This window comes from Streptomyces sp. NPDC058620 (genome assembly GCF_042717135.1).
Taxonomy (GTDB): Bacteria; Actinomycetota; Actinomycetes; order Streptomycetales; family Streptomycetaceae; genus Streptomyces.
The window spans coordinates 206738-224175 of the sequence record NZ_JBHXQO010000004.1; the positions used below are offsets into that span (position 1 = coordinate 206738).

The 17438-nt window shown below is 70.4% G+C and carries 12 protein-coding genes; 1 reads left to right on the forward strand and 11 read right to left on the reverse strand.

Translation table 11 applies throughout. The features are described 5' to 3' along the window. Window positions 1-152: 152 nt before the first annotated feature. Window positions 153-1784, reverse strand: a complete 1632-nt coding sequence (pruA, locus tag ACFWSK_RS07255) for an L-glutamate gamma-semialdehyde dehydrogenase (RefSeq protein ID WP_383782872.1) — start codon at window positions 1782-1784, stop codon at window positions 153-155. Window positions 1785-1831: 47 nt separating this feature from the next. Beyond that, window positions 1832-2758, reverse strand: coding sequence for a proline dehydrogenase family protein (locus ACFWSK_RS07260; RefSeq protein ID WP_383782873.1), 927 nt, complete (start codon window positions 2756-2758; stop codon window positions 1832-1834). A 178-nt stretch (window positions 2759-2936) separates the two neighbouring features. Between ACFWSK_RS07260 and ACFWSK_RS07265 the strand changes: the two genes are divergently transcribed. After that, the gene (locus ACFWSK_RS07265; protein WP_383782874.1) at window positions 2937-4121 is read left to right on the forward strand and encodes a PucR family transcriptional regulator; all 1185 of its coding nucleotides are present in this window, start codon (window positions 2937-2939) and stop codon (window positions 4119-4121) included. A gap of 70 nt (window positions 4122-4191) precedes the next feature. Here the strand turns inward: ACFWSK_RS07265 and ACFWSK_RS07270 are convergent, their stop codons facing one another. The 9 genes from ACFWSK_RS07270 to ACFWSK_RS07310 form a co-directional block, all read right to left on the reverse strand. After that, window positions 4192-4737: a hypothetical protein gene (locus ACFWSK_RS07270; RefSeq protein ID WP_383782875.1), complete on the reverse strand. Its 546-nt coding sequence runs from the start codon at window positions 4735-4737 to the stop codon at window positions 4192-4194. Then, complete coding sequence (locus ACFWSK_RS07275) at window positions 4734-5450, reverse strand: Imm52 family immunity protein (RefSeq protein WP_383782876.1); 717 nt, start codon at window positions 5448-5450, stop codon at window positions 4734-4736. The genes ACFWSK_RS07270 and ACFWSK_RS07275 overlap by 4 nt, the downstream gene beginning before the upstream one ends. A gap of 109 nt (window positions 5451-5559) precedes the next feature. Then, on the reverse strand, window positions 5560-8055 hold the full coding sequence (locus ACFWSK_RS07280) for a Tox-REase-5 domain-containing protein (RefSeq protein WP_383782877.1): 2496 nt from the start codon (window positions 8053-8055) through the stop codon (window positions 5560-5562). Between the two features lie 227 nt (window positions 8056-8282). Continuing rightward, the gene (locus ACFWSK_RS07285; RefSeq protein WP_383782878.1) at window positions 8283-8873 is read right to left on the reverse strand and encodes a TetR/AcrR family transcriptional regulator; all 591 of its coding nucleotides are present in this window, start codon (window positions 8871-8873) and stop codon (window positions 8283-8285) included. 80 nt (window positions 8874-8953) lie between these two features. Continuing rightward, window positions 8954-10546 carry a phosphoglycerate dehydrogenase gene (gene serA / locus ACFWSK_RS07290; protein ID WP_383782879.1) on the reverse strand — a complete coding sequence of 531 codons (1593 nt, stop codon included), beginning with the start codon at window positions 10544-10546 and terminating at the stop codon, window positions 8954-8956. Window positions 10547-10842: 296 nt separating this feature from the next. Beyond that, window positions 10843-11841: a ketol-acid reductoisomerase gene (gene ilvC, locus ACFWSK_RS07295; protein ID WP_383782880.1), complete on the reverse strand. Its 999-nt coding sequence runs from the start codon at window positions 11839-11841 to the stop codon at window positions 10843-10845. A 113-nt stretch (window positions 11842-11954) separates the two neighbouring features. Beyond that, entirely contained in the window at window positions 11955-12482 is a 528-nt protein-coding gene (ilvN, locus tag ACFWSK_RS07300) for an acetolactate synthase small subunit (protein WP_383782881.1), read from the reverse strand. 22 nt (window positions 12483-12504) lie between these two features. Further along, window positions 12505-14361 (reverse strand): acetolactate synthase large subunit, encoded by a 1857-nt coding sequence (locus ACFWSK_RS07305; protein ID WP_383782882.1) that lies wholly within the window; start codon window positions 14359-14361, stop codon window positions 12505-12507. Between the two features lie 206 nt (window positions 14362-14567). Next, window positions 14568-17396, reverse strand: a complete 2829-nt coding sequence (locus ACFWSK_RS07310) for a putative bifunctional diguanylate cyclase/phosphodiesterase (RefSeq protein WP_383782883.1) — start codon at window positions 17394-17396, stop codon at window positions 14568-14570. Window positions 17397-17438: the final 42 nt, after the last annotated feature.

Below are 17438 nucleotides of genomic sequence, written 5' to 3' on the forward strand. Positions count from 1 at the left end.
TCTATCTCCTTTAACTTCTGCGCTTTTTGTGGGGGCCGCGACAGGGGGGCCGCTGAGACCGTGGCCATATTGTCACCCGCCCGGGGGGGGGGGGGGGGCCGGGCGGGGGGGCGGGACTCGTGGCGGGGCGCCTGCGCGGCGCCCCGGGTGGATCAGCCCTGGTGGGGGTAGGTGTAGTCGGTCGGCGGGACCAGCGTCTCCTTGATGGCGCGGGTCAGCGTCCAGCGCTGCAGGTTCTGCGGCGCCCCGGCCTTGTCGTTCGTGCCCGAGGCACGGCCGCCGCCGAAGGGCTGCTGGCCGACGACGGCGCCGGTCGACTTGTCGTTGATGTAGAAGTTGCCCGCGGCGTACCGCAGCTTCTCCATCGTGGCGGCCGCGGCGGCGCGGTCACCCGCGATGACGGAGCCGGTCAGCGCGTAGTCCGAGACGGACTCCATCTGGGCCAGCATCTCGTCGTACGTGTCGTCCTCGTAGACGTGGATCGCGAGGATGGGGCCGAAGTACTCGGTCGTGAAGACCTCGTTCTCCGGGTCCGCGCACTCGATGACCGTCGGGCGGACGAAGTAGCCGACCGAGTCGTCATACGTGCCACCGGCGACGATCGTGCAGCTCGGGTCGGCCTTGGCACGGTCGATCGCGGCCTTGTTCTTCGCGAAGGAACGCTCGTCGATCACGGCGCCGATGAAGTTCGACAGGTCGGTGACGTCACCCATGGTGATGCCGTCGACCTCGGCCGCGAACGCCTCCTTGAAACCGGAGTTCCAGATGGAGGCCGGCACGTACGCCCGCGAGGACGCCGAGCACTTCTGGCCCTGGTACTCGAAGGAGCCACGGGTCAGCGCGGTCTTCAGGATGGCCGGGTCGGCGCTGGGGTGGGCGACGACGAAGTCCTTGCCGCCGGTCTCGCCGACCAGACGCGGATACGTCCGGTAGTTGGCGATGTTGTTGCCGACCGTCTTCCACAGGTGCTGGAAGGTCGGAGTCGAACCGGTGAAGTGGATGCCGGCCAGATCGCGGTGGTTCAGGGCCACCTCGGAGACGGCGATGCCGTCACCGGTCACCAGGTTGATGACGCCCTTCGGCAGACCGGCCTCCTCCAGGAGCTGCATGAGCAGCACGGCGGCGTGGGTCTGCGTGGGGGACGGCTTCCAGACCACCACGTTGCCCATGAGGGCGGGGGCGGTGGGCAGGTTGCCCGCGATGGCCGTGAAGTTGAACGGCGTGATCGCGTAGACGAAGCCCTCGAGCGGGCGGTGGTCCATGCGGTTCCACACGCCGGGCGAGTTGGCCGGGGGCTGCTCGGCGAGGATCTGGCGCGCGTAGTGCACGTTGAAGCGCCAGAAGTCGACGAGCTCACAGGGGGTGTCGATCTCGGCCTGCTGCGCGGTCTTCGACTGGCCGAGCATCGTGGAGGCGGCCAGCGTCTCGCGCCAGGGGCCGGCGAGGAGCTCGGCGGCGCGCAGGATGATCGCGGCGCGGTCGTCGAAGGCCATCGCGCGCCACGCCGGGGCGGCGGCGAGGGCGGCGTCGATCGCGTCCTGCGCGTCCTGCTGCGTGGCACCGGCGAAGGTACCGATGACGGCCTTGTGGTTGTGCGGCTGCACGACCTCGACACGCTCGCCGCCGCCCATCCGCTTCTCGCCGCCGATGGTCATCGGCAGGTCGATCGGGTTCTCGGCGAGCTCCTTGAGCTGCACTTCGAGACGGGCGCGCTCGGGCGATCCGGGGGCGTAGGAACGGACCGGCTCGTTGACCGGCGCGGGGACCTGGGTAACAGCGTCCATGAGTGCCTTGTCTCCTTGTATCAGGGGGTGGGGGTCAGCCGGGCAGGTCAGCCCTTGGTGAGGATGGAACGGCCGAAGAACAGCAGGTTGGCCGGCTTCTCAGCGAGGCGGCGCATGAAGTAGCCGTACCAGTCGGTGCCGTACGCCGTGTAGACGCGCATCCGGTGGCCCTCGGCCGCGAGCCGGATCTGCTCGTCGCTGCGGATGCCGTACAGCATCTGGAACTCGTACTCATCCAGTTTGCGCCCGGCCTTGCGGGCGAGCTCCTGGGTGATGGCGATGAGACGGGGGTCGTGGGACCCGATCATCGGGTAGCCCTCGCCGTCCATCAGGATCTTGATGATGCGGACGAACGCCTTGTCGATCTCGCTCCTGTCCTGGTACGCGACGGAGGCGGGCTCCTTGTAGGCGCCCTTCACGATGCGGACCCGGCTGCCGGCAGCGGCCAGGCGGCGGGCGTCGTCCTCGGTGCGGAACAGGTACGCCTGGATCACACAGCCGGTCTGCGGGAAGTCCTTCCGCAGCTCCTCGTGGATGGCGAACATCGAGTCGAGGGTGGTGTGGTCCTCGGCGTCGAGCGTCACCGTGGTGCCGATCTCCGCGGCGGCCTCGACGACGGGGCGCACATTGGCGAGGGCCAGCTCGTGGCCCCCGTCCAGCGCCTGGCCGAACATCGACAGCTTGACCGACATCTCGGCCCTCGTGCCCAGGCCCAGCTCCTTGAGCCGGCCGATCAGCTCCAGGTAGGCGTCGCGCGCGGCGGCGGCCTGCTCGGGAGTCGTGATGTCCTCGCCCACGACGTCGAGGGTGACCTCCAGGCCCTTGCCTGTGGCGTCCTTGACGATCGGGACGACCTGCTCGACGGTCTCACCGGCGATGAACCGGTCGACGACCTGCTTCGTGCCCGGCGCTGCCGAGATGAAACGACGCATCTTGTCGCTGCGTGACGCGGCGAGAATCACGGGACCCAGCACGGGGCACCTCCACGGAATAACGAACGAGGCTGTAGGGGTACGAAGTGACACGGACCGGTACAGCACGGAGAACCACCGTGAAATCTAAGGATCTCTCCGATCCTGTGCCATCGACACCTGTCACGCATCTGTGGTCGCCACCTCAGACATATGTCTGAAGGGGTGCGAGAATGAGTGGGTGAAAGGCGATTACCAGGAGCTGGTCGACGAGATCTCCGCACTGCTCGGCGCTCCGGCGACCCTGGAGAACCGGGACTTCGGCCTGGTCGCTTTCGGGGCCCACGACAGTGACGACGACACGGCGATGGACCCGGTCCGCACCCGGTCGATCCTGACCCGCCGCTCCACCCCGGCGGTCCGGGCCTGGTTCGAGGGCTTCGGCATCGCCCGGGCCACCGGCCCCGTCCGGATTCCGGCCGCCCCGGAGGCCGGTGTCTTCCGGGGCCGGATCTGCCTTCCGGTACGCCATCGAGGTGTCGTGCTCGGTTACGTATGGCTGCTCGACGCGGACCCCGGCCCGACCGACGACCAGCTGACGGCGGCGATGGACGTGGCGTCCCGCATCGGGGCGCTGCTCTCCGACGAGGCACGGGTGGGCACGGATCTGTCCCGGGAATTCGGTGCGGTCCTCACTGCGGCGCGCGGCTGGCAGCGCGATATGGCGGTGGCCGCGCTGCGCGAGGCGCTCGGCCCGGACGCGGACGGCCTGCACACGGTGGTGTGCGTGACCCCGTGGGCCGAGGAGACCCCCTCGGTGCGTACGGTGCCGTCGGCGGCAGCCCTGTCCACGGTCGCGTACCCGGCCGGGGCGGCGGCCTCGCCGACGGGCGAGCTCCCGCCGGGGCCGGGCAACGTGTCGCTGGCCGCACTGGTCAGGCTGCGCTCGTCCGACGTCCTGGACCCGGCGACGACGGCCGCGGACCGGCTGCGCTCAGTGGCGGGTCCGGCCGCCGCCGCGGGGATCGCGGTTCCGCGCCGCGGTCTGGCGGAGCTCGCCGTCTCCTGGCACGAGGCCGTGTCGGCTGCCCGCGCCGCCACGGCCGAGACCCGCTTCGGCAGGGTCGCCGACTGGCGGGCCATCGGACCGTACCGGCTGCTGACCTCGCTCCCCCGGTCCGCGGACGCCGCCCCGGACCATGCGGTGCGCACCCTGCTGACCCCGCCGCACAGCGAACTGGCCCGCACCGCCGAGGTGTTCCTCGACTGCGCGGGCCAGGCCGGCCGGACGGCCGCCGAGCTGGGCATCCACCGGCAGACGCTCTACTACCGGCTCTCCCGCGTCCACCAGCTCACGGGCCTCGATCTGAACGACGGCGAGGACCGGCTGCTGCTGCACATGGCGTTGAAGGCGGCGCGGCTGTGACGCCCCGGAGAAGCCTGTGCGTCCGGAGGTCCTGGACGTCTCCCTCCGGCCCGTCCTACTCCGGCCCGTCCTACTCCGGCCCGTCCTTCTCCGGCAGTTCGACGATCGGCTGGTCGCTGACCGCGGCCGCCATGACCACGGGCGCGTCGGCTTCGCTGTGCCCGGCGCTCACCGCCACCCACCGCTGCACGGCCCCGGCCCCCTCGACGGCCACGGGTCCCCACACCGTCAGATCTCCGTAGCAGTCCTCCGCCAGCAGGGCGTCGAACAGCGGCGGCAGGGCTGCTCCCAGCTGCTTACGGAACAGCGGCACATGCATGGCCACCTTGCGGTGCGCACCCCAGCGGCCGTCCAATTCCCCTACGAGCGTGGCGAGGTGGGCTTCGGCGGCTTCCACCGCCTGGTTCCATTCGGGCGCGTACACCCCGGTGAGCGCCTCACCCTCCCACAGCGGCACGAGCCGGAAGCCCGCACCCCGGGTAGTGGTCCACTCCCCAGTGGCCGGATCGCCCACGGCGACGGTCGGCCCTGCCTCCGGGACCGGTCCGGCCAGCAGCGCGTCGACGTCGGCGACCGCCCGTACGGCGTCGAAGTCCTCCCCGGCCCTGGCGGTCACAGCGCGGCCCGGTCCATCGGGCGCGGCAGCGGCTGGAGTGCCCCCGCCTCGCGGAGCCGCAGGTTGGCCCGGAGCACCTCCCGGACGTCACCGGGTCCGGCGATGTCCAGGAGAACCCCCTGGGAGCCCACCTCCTTGCGGGCGCCCGTGATGTCGTCGGGCAGTACGGCGGCACGGCCCGAGGAGAGGTAGCCGATCCAGCCGACCGAGGGCTCGTCGGGAGCGAAACCCCCGTCGTCCTCCAGGGCGTCGAGCACGTCATCGCTGCTCACGCCGCCGAAGTCCGCCTCCCACACCTCGGCGACGGCCGCCAGGAGCGCGGCGTCGGGCACCTCCGCGCCGTCCGGCGGCCGGATGCCGATGACGACCGTCTGGAGCAGGTACTCCGAGGTCCCGCCGGCCCGCCCGCTGACGTCGACCTTCCACCCGGGCCCCCCGGCGGCGACGAACTGCATGCTGCTGCCCGTGCGGTCCGACCAGCCGTCCGCGGCCTGGGCGGCGCGAACGGCGTCGAGCAGCGACTCCTCGTCCGGACGCAGGGCGGTGGCAGCCCCGGAACCCGGAACGTTCCGCCAGGCCCCTTCCTTACCGGCACCGGAGCATGCCTCGGGCAGCAGCCCGGCGAGCCGGTCGAGTGTCTGCTTCCAGCGCCGGGCCAGTGCCTCCGCGGACTCCTGCCTGGGACCCCAGAATCCCCGCACCACACGCTGCATGTTCCTGCCTCCGTACGTCGTGCCGCTCTCTTTCCCGGTCCAGCCGCTGTCACCCTAGGGCTTGTCGTTCCCCGTCACCGCTCGGTCCGGCCACCTGTCGCATGCCCGCCTAGGACTTCTTCGAGCCCGCGATCTTGTTCTGCGGCGTGGGTATGACCTTGATCGGAAGACCCGCGTCACGGAACGCCTTGCGCGCCGCCTTCGCCACCTCCGGGTCGGAGAAGTGCCATTCGATCGCCCGACCGCCGGACGCGTCGACCTGGCGCTGCGCCTCGTCGACGAACTTCTTGCGGCCGGACTCGGTGAGCTTGCCCGGGTCGGTCTTGGACAGATAGCTGCCGTAGCCGTTCTTCGCTTCGAGGAACGTCTGCCGGCTGGAGTCCCAGCCGTCGTACTCGACGGCCGGCACACCTTCCTTGGGATGCGGTACGACGTACTCGCTGCCCCGGTTGGTGCCGGTGATCTGCTCCTGGTAGCGGAGCCAGGACTCGTTCTTCCAGTTGGGCGGGGGATTGCGGTCACGGCTCGCCCAGTAGCCGTCCCCGAGGTCGGCGTCGCCGAGCGTCGGCGTGTCGAGGCCGTCGGCCCAATCCGGCGGGTTGTAGTTGCGCGGGTCGCTCGTGTCGCCCGGATCGGGCTCCGGGTACTTCTTCTTGTCCAGTTCGGCCTGGCGCGCACGCTCGGGCTCCTCGGCCCGCTTCTGTTCGAGGTGGGCGGCCCGCTCCTGGTCGCGGGCCTCCTTCGCCTTGGCCTTGGCCGCTTCGTCGCAGCCGTCGTCGGCGAGGATCACCCGGTCGGGGGGTCCCGATGCCAGGACGCCGGTACCGGACCCGGCGACTCCGCCGGTGCCTCCGTAGCGCACCCGGGGGCCGAAGGCGATGGTGCAGCCGGTCTTCCGTGCCGCGTCCTCGGCCTCGTCCGCCGCCTCGTCGGCCTCCTTCGCCGCCTGCCGGACCCCGTCGACGTCACCGGCCTCGGCCGCCTTGCGGGCCCGGCGGGCAGCGTCGCCCGCGTCGTCGGCGGCCTCCGCCACCTCGTCCGCGACCCTGCCGATCTTGCCGAGACTGCCGACCTTGCCGATGACCTTCGCTACGTCGTAGCCGGGGATGAAGAGCGAACCGACGTTCCAGATGACGTCGGTGACGGCCCGGGTCTTCTCGCCGTTGTTCCAGCGCTCCCGCACCTCGTCACCGACGAGGACGTCGTCGCCGACCTTGATCACGGTGTTGAGCGACGCTCCGCCCCAGTCACCGAGCGCACCGAGGTAGTCGCCGTCGCTCCACTTGTCGGCGGCGTCCTTGGAGTCCTCCACCCACTGGTCGCCCAGTTGCTTGCCGTAGTCGGCGATGCCGGTCCAGGTCTCGGCCTTGAAGAGGTCGACGATGCCGCTGACGTCACCCCAGATGCCGTCGACGAACACGCCCTTGACCACCTGGGTGGTGCGGTCCCAGGCGCAGCCGAAGAAGCCCCAGCCTCCGCAGTCCTCTTCCTCCTCGGCCTTGTCGCCTCCGTCGCCCTCGCCGTCGTCCTCGCCGTCCGAGTCCGACGCGGGGAGGTCGTCGTACGTCGCCTCGGGCTCGTCGCTGGTCTCGGGGTAGGTGTCGTCGCCGCCGGGCCCGCCCGCCGTATCGCCGCCCCCTGACGACCCACCGTCGGCGCCGCCTGTGCCGCCTGTGCTACCTGTGCCGGTGGGGCCTCCGTCGGCGCCACCGGTACCGGTCGAACCGCCCGCACCGGCACCACCGGCCCCAGCGGTGGTGCCCGTCCCACCCGATCCACCCGTGCCACCCGATCCACCGGTGCCGCCGGACGCCCCGTCGGCACCGCCGGCCCCCGTGGCCCCGCCGTCCGCTCCCCCAGCACCGGAACCGGTGCCGCCCGTCACCGTCGAGCCCTCGTCCGCGCCGCCCGTGGCACCGCCGTCCTGGCCCTGGCCGGCCTCCACCGTGCCGCTGTCGTCGCCGCCCGCCGGGCACGCCGTGCCCGTGACCGAGCAGATCGCCGACCGGAAGCCGTCCGCCATACTGCCGCCGACGCCCGTGACCAGCAGCGCCACGACGATGGCGGCGACCAGCATGACCAGCCCGACGTACTCCACCGCCGACTGCCCGCGGTCGCGCCGCCACGTGATCATGTGCGGCAGCGAGAACTCCGGTTTGTCCTCACGCTCCCGCACCGGCAGGCGGAACCACTCGCGGCTCTGCGGCCGGGTGAGGAAGACCAGGATCAGTGTCGGCAGGAACAGCTGGGTGAAGCCGTGTGCCGACCCGTCACCGATGTTCCCGATGCCGCCGAGCAACAGCCACACCTGTACGGCGACCAGGCCCCACCACACACGCCTGCCACCGCTCCAGGCGCGCCGCGAGAGCAGCCAGCCGGCCACCCCGGGCAGCGCCGCGTAGACGGCGATGCCGATGAGCCGAGCGCCCAGCGCGTCGGCGGCCAGCGCGGAGCCGAGCAGGCCGAACCCGCCCAGCGCCGTCGCGGCGAGGAGGACGTGGACCAGCGTGCGGGCCGCGCCCAGCGCACGCGGCATCTCGCGCCGCCCCGCCCCCGACGCGGGAACGGCGCCGCCATGTGCGGGTATGCCACCGATCGCAGCCATGCGTGACCCCAACCAGTGCAGCCAGTGAGCGAAGTGAGGACGTCTCACGCTAGGCCCGGACATGGTGTGGAGTCGTGGGCCCCAGGACCCAAGCAAGGGCCCACACGCGCCGGGCACGCACTGCGGGCCGGGCCCGTCATGGAGCGACGGACCCGGCCCGGCCGGTGGTGGTGCGGTGCTGCGGTGGCTGTCTAACGCACAGGGGAACGGCGCCCCCCGAGGGCGCCCTAGGAGGCCCGGCCCTCCAGTACGGCTCTGAGGCCGTCGGTCAGGTCCTGCGCGGACGGCGCGGACTCACCGTCGATCATCCACTGGACCATCACGCCCGCGAGCAGCGCCTGACAGAAGAGTCCCGCCACCCGCGCCTTCTCGGGATCGGCCTCCGGGTCGACGCCCAGCATGGTCTGAGCGAGCCCGTTGCGCGCGTCGCTCCGCGGGCCGGCCAGGGCCTTCTGGAGCTCGGGGTCGGTGTCGATCCGCGAGATGACCTCCATCTGGAGCTGCCAGACGGCGCGGGTCCGGTCGTAGGAACCGATGACCCGCTCCCAGACCTCGCGGAACTGTTCGAACGGGTCCTGCGGGACATCCCGGACCTCCGCGCCGGACCGGTCCGGCGCGTCCGTGATGACGTCGCCCCACTCCTCCGTCACCTTCAGGAAGGCCAGGTTGAGCAGGGCCTCCTTGGAGCCGTAGTGGTAACCGATGGAGGCGAGGTTGGTGCCGGACGCCGCCACGATGTCGCGGGCCGTCGTCCGGGCGTACCCCTTCTCCAGCAGGCAGCGCTTGGCGCCTACGAGCAGATCCTCACGATGTCCCATATACGCAGCGTACCCGGCATACAGACGTCCGTGTAAGACGGGCGTCTACATGCCGGGTACGTGGTCCGAGCGGCGGAGGATCAGTCGGTGAGGTTCACCGAACGGGCCGAGGCGGCACCGATCTCATCGGAGATCTCGGTCAGCACCGACTGCGGAACGGTGTCGTCGACGGTGAGGACGACCAGCGCCTCGCCGCCCACGTCCGCCCGCGAGACCTGCATGCCCGCGATGTTGAGGCCGGCCTCACCGAGGATGCGGCCGACCGCGCCGACCACACCCGGACGGTCCTGGTAACGCAGGACGACCATGTGGTCCGCGAGTGCCAGGTCGACGTCGTAGTCGCCGATGGCCACGATCTTCTGGAGGTGCTTGGGGCCGGCCAGCGTGCCCGAGACCGCGACCTCCTCGCCGCTCGACAGCGTGCCGCGGACGGTCACCACGTTGCGGTGGTCCGGCGACTCGGAGCTGGTGGTGAGGCGCACCTCGACACCGCGCTCCTGCGCGAACAGCGGAGCGTTGACGTAGCTCACGGTCTCGTCGACGACGTCCTCGAACACGCCCTTGAGCGCGGAGAGTTCGAGCACCTTCACGTCGTGCTGGGTGATCTCGCCGTACACCTCGACGTCGAGCCGGGCAGCGACCTCGCCCGCGAGCGCGGTGAAGATCCGGCCGAGCTTCTCGGCGAGCGGCAGCCCGGGACGGACGTCCTCGGCGATGACACCGCCCTGGACGTTGACCGCGTCCGGGACGAGCTCACCGGCGAGGGCCAGACGCACGGACCTGGCGACCGCGATGCCCGCCTTCTCCTGGGCCTCGTCGGTGGAGGCGCCGAGGTGCGGGGTGCAGACGACCTGGTCGAACTCGAACAGCGGGGAGTCCGTGCAGGGCTCCTTCGTGTACACGTCCAGACCGGCGCCGGCGACGCGGCCCTCCTTGAGGGCGGAGGCGAGCGCCTCCTCGTCGACGATGCCGCCGCGGGCGGCGTTGACGATGCGCACCGAGGGCTTCACCTTGTGCAGCGCCTCGTCGCCGATCAGACCGAGCGTCTCCGGCGTCTTGGGCAGGTGCACCGTGATGAAGTCGGCGACCTCCAGCAGCTCGTCGAGGGTGAGGAGCTTGACGCCCATCTGCGCGGCCCGCGCGGGCTGCACGTAGGGGTCGTACGCGACGATCTTCATGCCGAAGGCCGACATGCGCTGCGCGACCAGGACACCGATACGGCCGAGGCCGACGACGCCGAGGACCTTCTCGCTGAGCTCGACACCCGTGTACTTGGAGCGCTTCCACTCGCCGTTCTTCAGGGCGGTGTTGGCCTGGGGGATGTTGCGCGCCGTGGCGACGAGCAGGCCGCAGGCGAGCTCGGCGGCGGTGACGATGTTGGAGGTCGGGGCGTTCACGACCATCACGCCGGCCTTGGTGGCCGAGGAGACGTCGACGTTGTCCAGACCGACACCGGCGCGGGCGACGACCCGCAGCTTCTTGGCCGCGGCGATGGCTTCGGCGTCGACCTTCGTGGCGGAACGCACCAGGATGGCGTCGACGTCGGCGATCGCGGGGAGGAGTTCGGCGCGGTCCGCGCCGTTGCAGTGCCGGATCTCGAAATCCGGACCCAGAGCGTCGACCGTGGCGGGCGACAGCTCTTCAGCGATGAGTACGACAGGTTTCGAGCTCACGAGAGTCCTCACATGTCCAGTGCGGACGGCCGTCCCGACGGCCGCAGGCGGTGGAGGGGCTAGCCGCGTGGAGACGCACGACACTGTGGGCCCTGACGCGTGTATGTGTTGAGAAGTGTAGTCATGCAGCGAGGCAGGTAATGCGCCCCGGTGGAAGGATCACCCACACGAGGGTGGACGACTTGTACACACATTCGATGCAGCCGCTTCCACCTCCTCCGTCCGCAGTGACACGGGGGACGAGACGGGCGGTGTGGCCATGGGGCGGGCCAGTGGCCCGCCCCATGGCGGAGGGCTTACGCCTCCTCGTTCACCCAGCTCATGAGCTTGCGCAGCTCACGGCCCGTGGTCTCCAGCAGGTGGTCGCTGTCGGCCTTCTTGTACTCGTTGTACTTGGGCAGACCGTTGTGGTACTCGGCCATCCAGGCGTTGGCGAAGGTGCCGTCCTGGATCTCGGTGAGGACCTTCTTCATCTCGGCCTTGGTGGCGTCCGTGATGATCCGCGGGCCGGTGACGTAGTCGCCCCACTCGGCGGTCTCCGAGATGGACCAGCGCATCTTCTCCAGGCCGCCCTCGTACATGAGGTCCACGATCAGCTTCAGCTCGTGGAGGCACTCGAAGTACGCGATCTCCGGCTGGTAGCCGGCCTCGGTCAGGGTCTCGAAACCGGCCTTGACCAGGGCTGCGGTGCCACCGCAGAGGACAGCCTGCTCACCGAACAGGTCGGTCTCGGTCTCCTCGGTGAAGGTCGTCTTGATGACGCCGGCGCGGGTGCCGCCGATGCCCTTCGCGTACGAGAGGGCGAGGGCCAGGCCCTTGCCGGTGGCGTCCTGCTCGACGGCCACGATGCACGGGACGCCGCGGCCCTCCTCGTACTGACGGCGGACCAGGTGGCCCGGGCCCTTGGGGGCGACCATGCAGACGTCGACGTTGGCCGGCGGCTTGATGAAGCCGAAGCGGATGTTCAGGCCGTGACCGAAGAAGAGCGCGTCGCCGTCCTTGAGGTTGTCCTTGATGGACTCCTCGTAGACCTGGGCCTGGATCGGGTCCGGCACGAGGATCATGATGACGTCGGCCTCGGCGGCGGCCTCGGAAGGCGTCACCACGCGCAGGCCCTGCTCCTCGGCCTTGGCCTTGGACTTCGAGCCCTCGTGCAGACCGACGCGGACATCGACGCCGGAGTCACGGAGCGACAGCGCGTGGGCGTGGCCCTGGCTGCCGTAGCCGATGACCGCGACCTTGCGGCCCTGGATGATGGACAGGTCGGCATCGTCGTCGTAGAACAGCTCGGCCACTGGGTCTCTCCTTGGTGTGCAGGTGTTGCGTCCCACCGTACGGCGGGGTGCGTCGGATGCGTTGTCGGGTCTCGCCATGCGAGCGGCGGGCCGGCGGCGGGGCCGCCGGCTTCCTACGCCGAGCGGTCGAGCGCGCGCAGGGAACGGTCGGTGATCGACCGTGAGCCCCGCCCTATGGCGATGGTGCCGGACTGGACGAGCTCCTTGATGCCGAACTGCTCCAGCATCTTGAGCATGGCCTCAAGCTTGTCGGCTCCCCCGGTCGCCTCGATCGTGACGGCCTCCGGGGAGACGTCCACGGTCTTGGCGCGGAACAGCGAGACGATCTCGACGATCTGGGAGCGGGTCTCGTTGTCGGCGCGGACCTTCACCAGGACGAGCTCGCGCTGGATCGCAGCGGCGGGCTCGAGTTCGACGATCTTCAGGACGTTGACCAGCTTGTTGAGCTGCTTGGTCACCTGCTCCAGGGGCAGGTCCTCGACATTCACGACGATGGTGATGCGGGAGATGTCGGGGTGCTCGGTGGTACCGACCGCGAGTGAGTCGATATTGAAGCCGCGCCGGGAGAACAGAGCCGTGATCCGGGCGAGGACGCCGGGCTTGTTCTCGACCAGGACGGAGAGTGTGTGCTTGGTGGACATGGAGTCGGTCTCTCTCTGTCTCTCAGTCGTCTTCGTTGTCGCCGAAGTCGGGGCGGACACCGCGGGCGGCCATGACCTCGTCGTTGGAGGTGCCGGCGGCGACCATCGGGTACACCATGGCGTCCTCGTGGACGATGAAGTCGATCACGACGGGGCGGTCGTTGATGGAGTTGGCCTCTTCGATGACCTTGTCCAGGTCGGCGGGGTCCTCGCAGCGGATCGCGTAGCAGCCCATGGCCTCGGACAGCTTCACGAAGTCCGGCACCCGGGTGCCCTTCGCGGGAGCACCGTCCGTGTCGGCGCCGGAGTGCAGCACGGTGTTGGAGTACCGCTGGTTGTAGAAGAGGGTCTGCCACTGGCGGACCATCCCGAGGGCGCCGTTGTTGATGATCGCGACCTTGATCGGGATGTTGTTGAGCGCGCAGGTGGTGAGTTCCTGGTTGGTCATCTGGAAGCAGCCGTCGCCGTCGATCGCCCAGACCGTACGGTCGGGCATGCCGGCCTTGGCGCCCATGGCGGCCGGGACCGCGTATCCCATGGTTCCGGCGCCGCCGCTGTTCAGCCAGGTGGCGGGCTTCTCGTAGTCGATGAAGTGGGCGGCCCACATCTGGTGCTGGCCGACGCCCGCGGCGAAGATCGTGCCCTCGGGGGCCAGCCGGCCGACCCGCTGGATGACCTGCTGCGGGGAGAGACTGCCGTCCTCCGGCAGGTCGTATCCGAGCGGGTAGGTATCGCGCCAGCGGTTGAGGTCCTTCCACCATGCCTCGTAGTCGCCCGTGTTGCCCTCGGTGTGCTCGGCCTGGACGGCCTGGACGAGGTCGGCCAGGACCTCGCGGGCGTCTCCGACGATCGGCACGTCGGCGGCCCGGTTCTTGCCGATCTCGGCCGGGTCGATGTCGGCGTGGACGATCTTCGCGTACGGCGCGAAGCTGTCCAGCTTGCCGGTGACGCGGTCGTCGAAGCGGGCCCCGAGGGCGACGATCAGGTCGGCCTTCTGCAGCGCGGTGACGGCGGTGACCGCACCGTGCATGCCCGGCATTCCCACGTGCAGCGGGTGGCTGTCGGGGAACGCGCCGAGCGCCATCAGTGTGGTGGTGACGGGCGCTCCGGTGAGCTCGGCGAGGACCTTGAGTTCGGCGGTGGCCCCCGCCTTGATGACGCCTCCGCCGACGTACAGCACGGGGCGCTTGGCCTGCGTGATGAGCTTGGCCGCCTCGCGGATCTGCTTGGCGTGCGGCTTGGTGACCGGCCGGTAACCGGGCAGGTCCTGGGTGGGCGGCCAGCTGAAGGTGGTCTGCGCCTGGAGGGCGTCCTTGGCGATGTCGACGAGGACCGGTCCCGGACGGCCGGTGGACGCGATGTGGAACGCCTCGGCGATGGTGTGCGGGATGTCCTCGGCCCTGGTGACGAGGAAGTTGTGCTTGGTGACCGGCATCGTGATGCCGCAGATGTCGGCTTCCTGGAAGGCGTCCGTGCCGATCGCCTTGGAGGCGACCTGGCCGGTGATCGCGACGAGCGGCACCGAGTCCATGTGCGCGTCGGCGATCGGCGTGACGAGGTTGGTCGCACCGGGCCCCGAGGTGGCCATGCAGACACCGACCTTGCCGGTGGCCTGGGCGTAGCCGGTGGCCGCGTGACCCGCACCCTGCTCGTGCCGGACCAGAACGTGGCGCACCCGGGTGGAGTCCATCATCGGGTCGTACGCCGGAAGGATCGCACCGCCGGGAATGCCGAATACGGTGTCGACCCCGACTTCCTCAAGAGAACGGATGAGGGACTGGGCGCCCGTGACGTGCTCGACTGTGGCGGACGACGGTCCGTTGTGACGGGCCCGCGGCTGCGGGTGGTGGGCCCCGGTGGCCTGCTCGGTCATCGGCATTCTCTTCTCGAAGCTGAGGGTTTTTGCGGGGTTTTGGGAAGTGTCAGTGCAACAAAAAACCCCTCGTGCCGTGAGGCAAGCGAGGGGAGCGCGCCGGTGCGGTCTGCAGAGGGTCAGTGACGAACTCTGCTTCAGCCGACGCGCTTTCCAAGTACGAGAATTCGGGTGCGCATGGCATTGACCCTCTCTCCGGCACGCGTACGGTGTCAAGTGGGTGGGACGGCCGTCTCACCATGTGAGCCAGTGAGCAGGGGAATCGAGCCGCCCGCCAGGACGGGCTGGGCGGCGGGACTGCCCGGTACGGGGAACTCTCCCCGCACCAGCGTGCGGCGCAGCCGGTACTCGTCGAGCGGCCCGGAGAAGGCCATCCCCTGGCCGTGCGTGCAGCCCATGGCGCGCAGGGCGAGGACCTGTTCCGGTACGTCGACGCCGTCGGCCACGGACTGCATGCCGAGATCGCAGGCGATACGGAGCAGGCCGCTGGTGATCTTGTGCAGCCGGGCTGATTCCACCACCCCTTCGACGAGGCCGCGGTCCAGCTTGAGTACGTCGACGGGGAGCCGGCGCAGGGCGTTGATCGCCGCGTAGCCGCTGCCGAAGCCGTCGAGCGCGATCCGTACGCCCAGGCGGCGCAGTGCGACCAGCCGCTGTTCCAGGTCGTCGAACGAGATCCGGGGGTCGCTTTCGGCGACCTCGATCATCAGGGCGCCGGAGGGCAGGCCGTACCGGGTCAGGAGCGCCTCGATGGAACCGAAGGGCAGCGCCCGGTCCAGCAGCCGGCCGGCGGAGAGGCGCACGGACACGGAGACCGGGTGCCCGGCCCTGGCCCGGTCGGCGGCCTGCTCGACGGCCGCCTCCAGGAGCCAGCGGCCGAGCTCGGCCGTGCGGTCGCTGTCGTCGGAGACCCGCAGGAATTCGGCGGGGGTGAAGAGGATGCCCTGCGCCGAGCGCCAGCGCGCCTGCGCCGCGACGGCGGCGACGGTGCCGCTGGCGAGATGGACCACCGGCTGGTGCAGCAGCGCGAACTCACCGTCCCGCAGGGCCGTGCGCAGCCGGGCCGCCAGCTCGGAGCGGCGTACGACATCGGCCTGCATCTGCGGGGCGTACAGCTCGACCCGGTCCTTGCCGCCGGCCTTGGCGCGGTACATGGCGAGGTCCGCGTTGCGCATGAGGTCGGTGGGGGTGATGCCGGGCTCCGCGAACGCGACGCCGATGGAGGCGGCCACGCGGACCTCGCTGGCCCCGATGCGGTACGGCTGGGAGAGCGTGAGGCGCAGCCGGTCGGCGATCTCGTGCACCTGGTACTCACGGGCGCCCTGGTCGCGGGTGCCGTCGCCGACGATGAGCGCGGCGAACTCGTCGCCGCCGAGCCGGGCCGCGGTGTCCCCGGCCCGCACGGAGTCCGCGAGACGACGGGCGGCCTGGATGAGGAGTTCGTCGCCGGCCTGGTGACCGATGGTGTCGTTGACCGCTTTGAAGCCGTCGAGATCGATGAACAGGACGGCGGTGCCCGAGTCGCCCGAGCGCCGGCCGCTGAGCGCGCGGCGGACCCGGTCCGTGAAGAGCGCCCGGTTGGGCAGATCGGTGAGGGGGTCGTGTTCGGCGTTGTGCTGCAACTGGGCCTGGAGCCTGACGCGTTCGGTCACGTCCCGGCTGTTGAGGAGCAGGCCGCCCTGGTGCCGGTTGACGGTGGACTCCACGTTGAGCCAGTCACCGGTGCCCGACCTGAAGCGGCACTCGATGCGGGTGGTGGGTTCTTCGTGGGGTGACGCGGCCAGGAAGCGCCGCACCTCGTGGACCACGCCGCCGAGGTCTTCCGGATGGATGATCGAGGCCAGTTCGGATCCGACGAGATCGTCCGCCTCGCGCCCGTACACCCCGGCGGCCGCGGGGCTGACGTAGCGCAGTATGCCGGTGGGCGCGGCGATCATGATGACGTCGCTCGATCCCTGCACCAGCGAGCGGAAGTGGTTCTCCTTCTGCGCCAGCTCCTGGGTCAGCGAGATGTTGTCGAGGAGCATGATGCCCTGCCGGACGACCAGGGCGAGCACGACCGTGCATCCGGTGAAGATCACCACCCGGTCGACCCTGCGGCCCTCGACCACGTTGTACAGGATGCCCAGGGTGCACACCGCCGCGGCCAGATAGGGCGTCAGCGCGGCCAGCGAACCGGCGATGGGGCGGCTGGTCGGGCGCATCGCCGTCGAGCCGTGCCGCACCGGTTCCGTATCGCGGCGCCTGGCCCCCCAGGGGGCGTACGCGAGGAGGAGCGAGCCGGTGAACCAGCCCGCGTCGAGCAGCTGGCCGGAGTGGTACGTCGAGCGGAGAAGCGGCGAGGTGAACACGGTGTCGCACAGGACGGTCAGGGCGAGCGCGGCGACGGCCGTGTTAACCGCGGAGCGGTTCATGCTGGAGCGCCGGAAGTGCAGCGCGAGCACCATGGAGACCAGCACGATGTCGAGCAGCGGATAGGCGAGGGAGAGCGCGGCCCTGGCCACGCTCCCGCCCTCCAGGTCGGCGGCATGGGCGGTGTGGGCGAGAGCGAGGCTCCAGGAGAGCGTCAGCAGCGATCCGCCGATCAGCCAGGAGTCCAGCGCCAGACAGACCCAGCCGGCCCGGGTGACGGGGCGCCTGGCGAGGACGAGCAGCCCCACGATGGCGGGCGGCGCGAAGCAGAGGAAGAAGAAGTCGGCGAGGGAGGGTGTGGGAACGGGGAGACCGAGCACCACCTCGTACCACCCCCAGACCGCGTTGCCGCAGGCGGCCATGAGCGAGGAGAGCGCGAAGAGCATCCACGCGGGCCGGAACCGGCTGGTACTGGCTCGCGCGTAGACGAAGCAGGAGAGCGCCGCGATCAGGGCGGCGGTGCTGAGCCCGAAGTCACCCATGAACAGCGCCACTTGCGGAGAGCCCCAGCCAAGGGCCGCACCGAGCGCGTACCCGGCGCAGACCGTCGCCAGGGTGATCCGGGAGCGCAGGCCAGAGCCCTCGCCCGCGACCGACTGCCGGGAGAGCGGGGCCCCTACGGTGCTCACCACCCAACTCCCCGGGTCGCGTCCGGCACCCCCGGGGTGCGG

What these genes read in the sequence shown, in the direction of transcription:
- pruA (WP_383782872.1), bottom strand. Translation starts at nt 1,784, where the DNA reads ATGGACGCTGTTACCCAGGTCCCCGCGCCGGTCAACGAGCCGGTCCGT.
- ACFWSK_RS07275 (WP_383782876.1), bottom strand. Translation starts at nt 5,450, where the DNA reads ATGCAGCGTGTGGTGCGGGGATTCTGGGGTCCCAGGCAGGAGTCCGCG.
- ACFWSK_RS07280 (WP_383782877.1), bottom strand. Translation starts at nt 8,055, where the DNA reads ATGGCTGCGATCGGTGGCATACCCGCACATGGCGGCGCCGTTCCCGCG.
- ACFWSK_RS07285 (WP_383782878.1), bottom strand. Translation starts at nt 8,873, where the DNA reads ATGGGACATCGTGAGGATCTGCTCGTAGGCGCCAAGCGCTGCCTGCTG.
- ilvN (WP_383782881.1), bottom strand. Translation starts at nt 12,482, where the DNA reads ATGTCCACCAAGCACACACTCTCCGTCCTGGTCGAGAACAAGCCCGGC.
- ACFWSK_RS07305 (WP_383782882.1), bottom strand. Translation starts at nt 14,361, where the DNA reads ATGCCGATGACCGAGCAGGCCACCGGGGCCCACCACCCGCAGCCGCGG.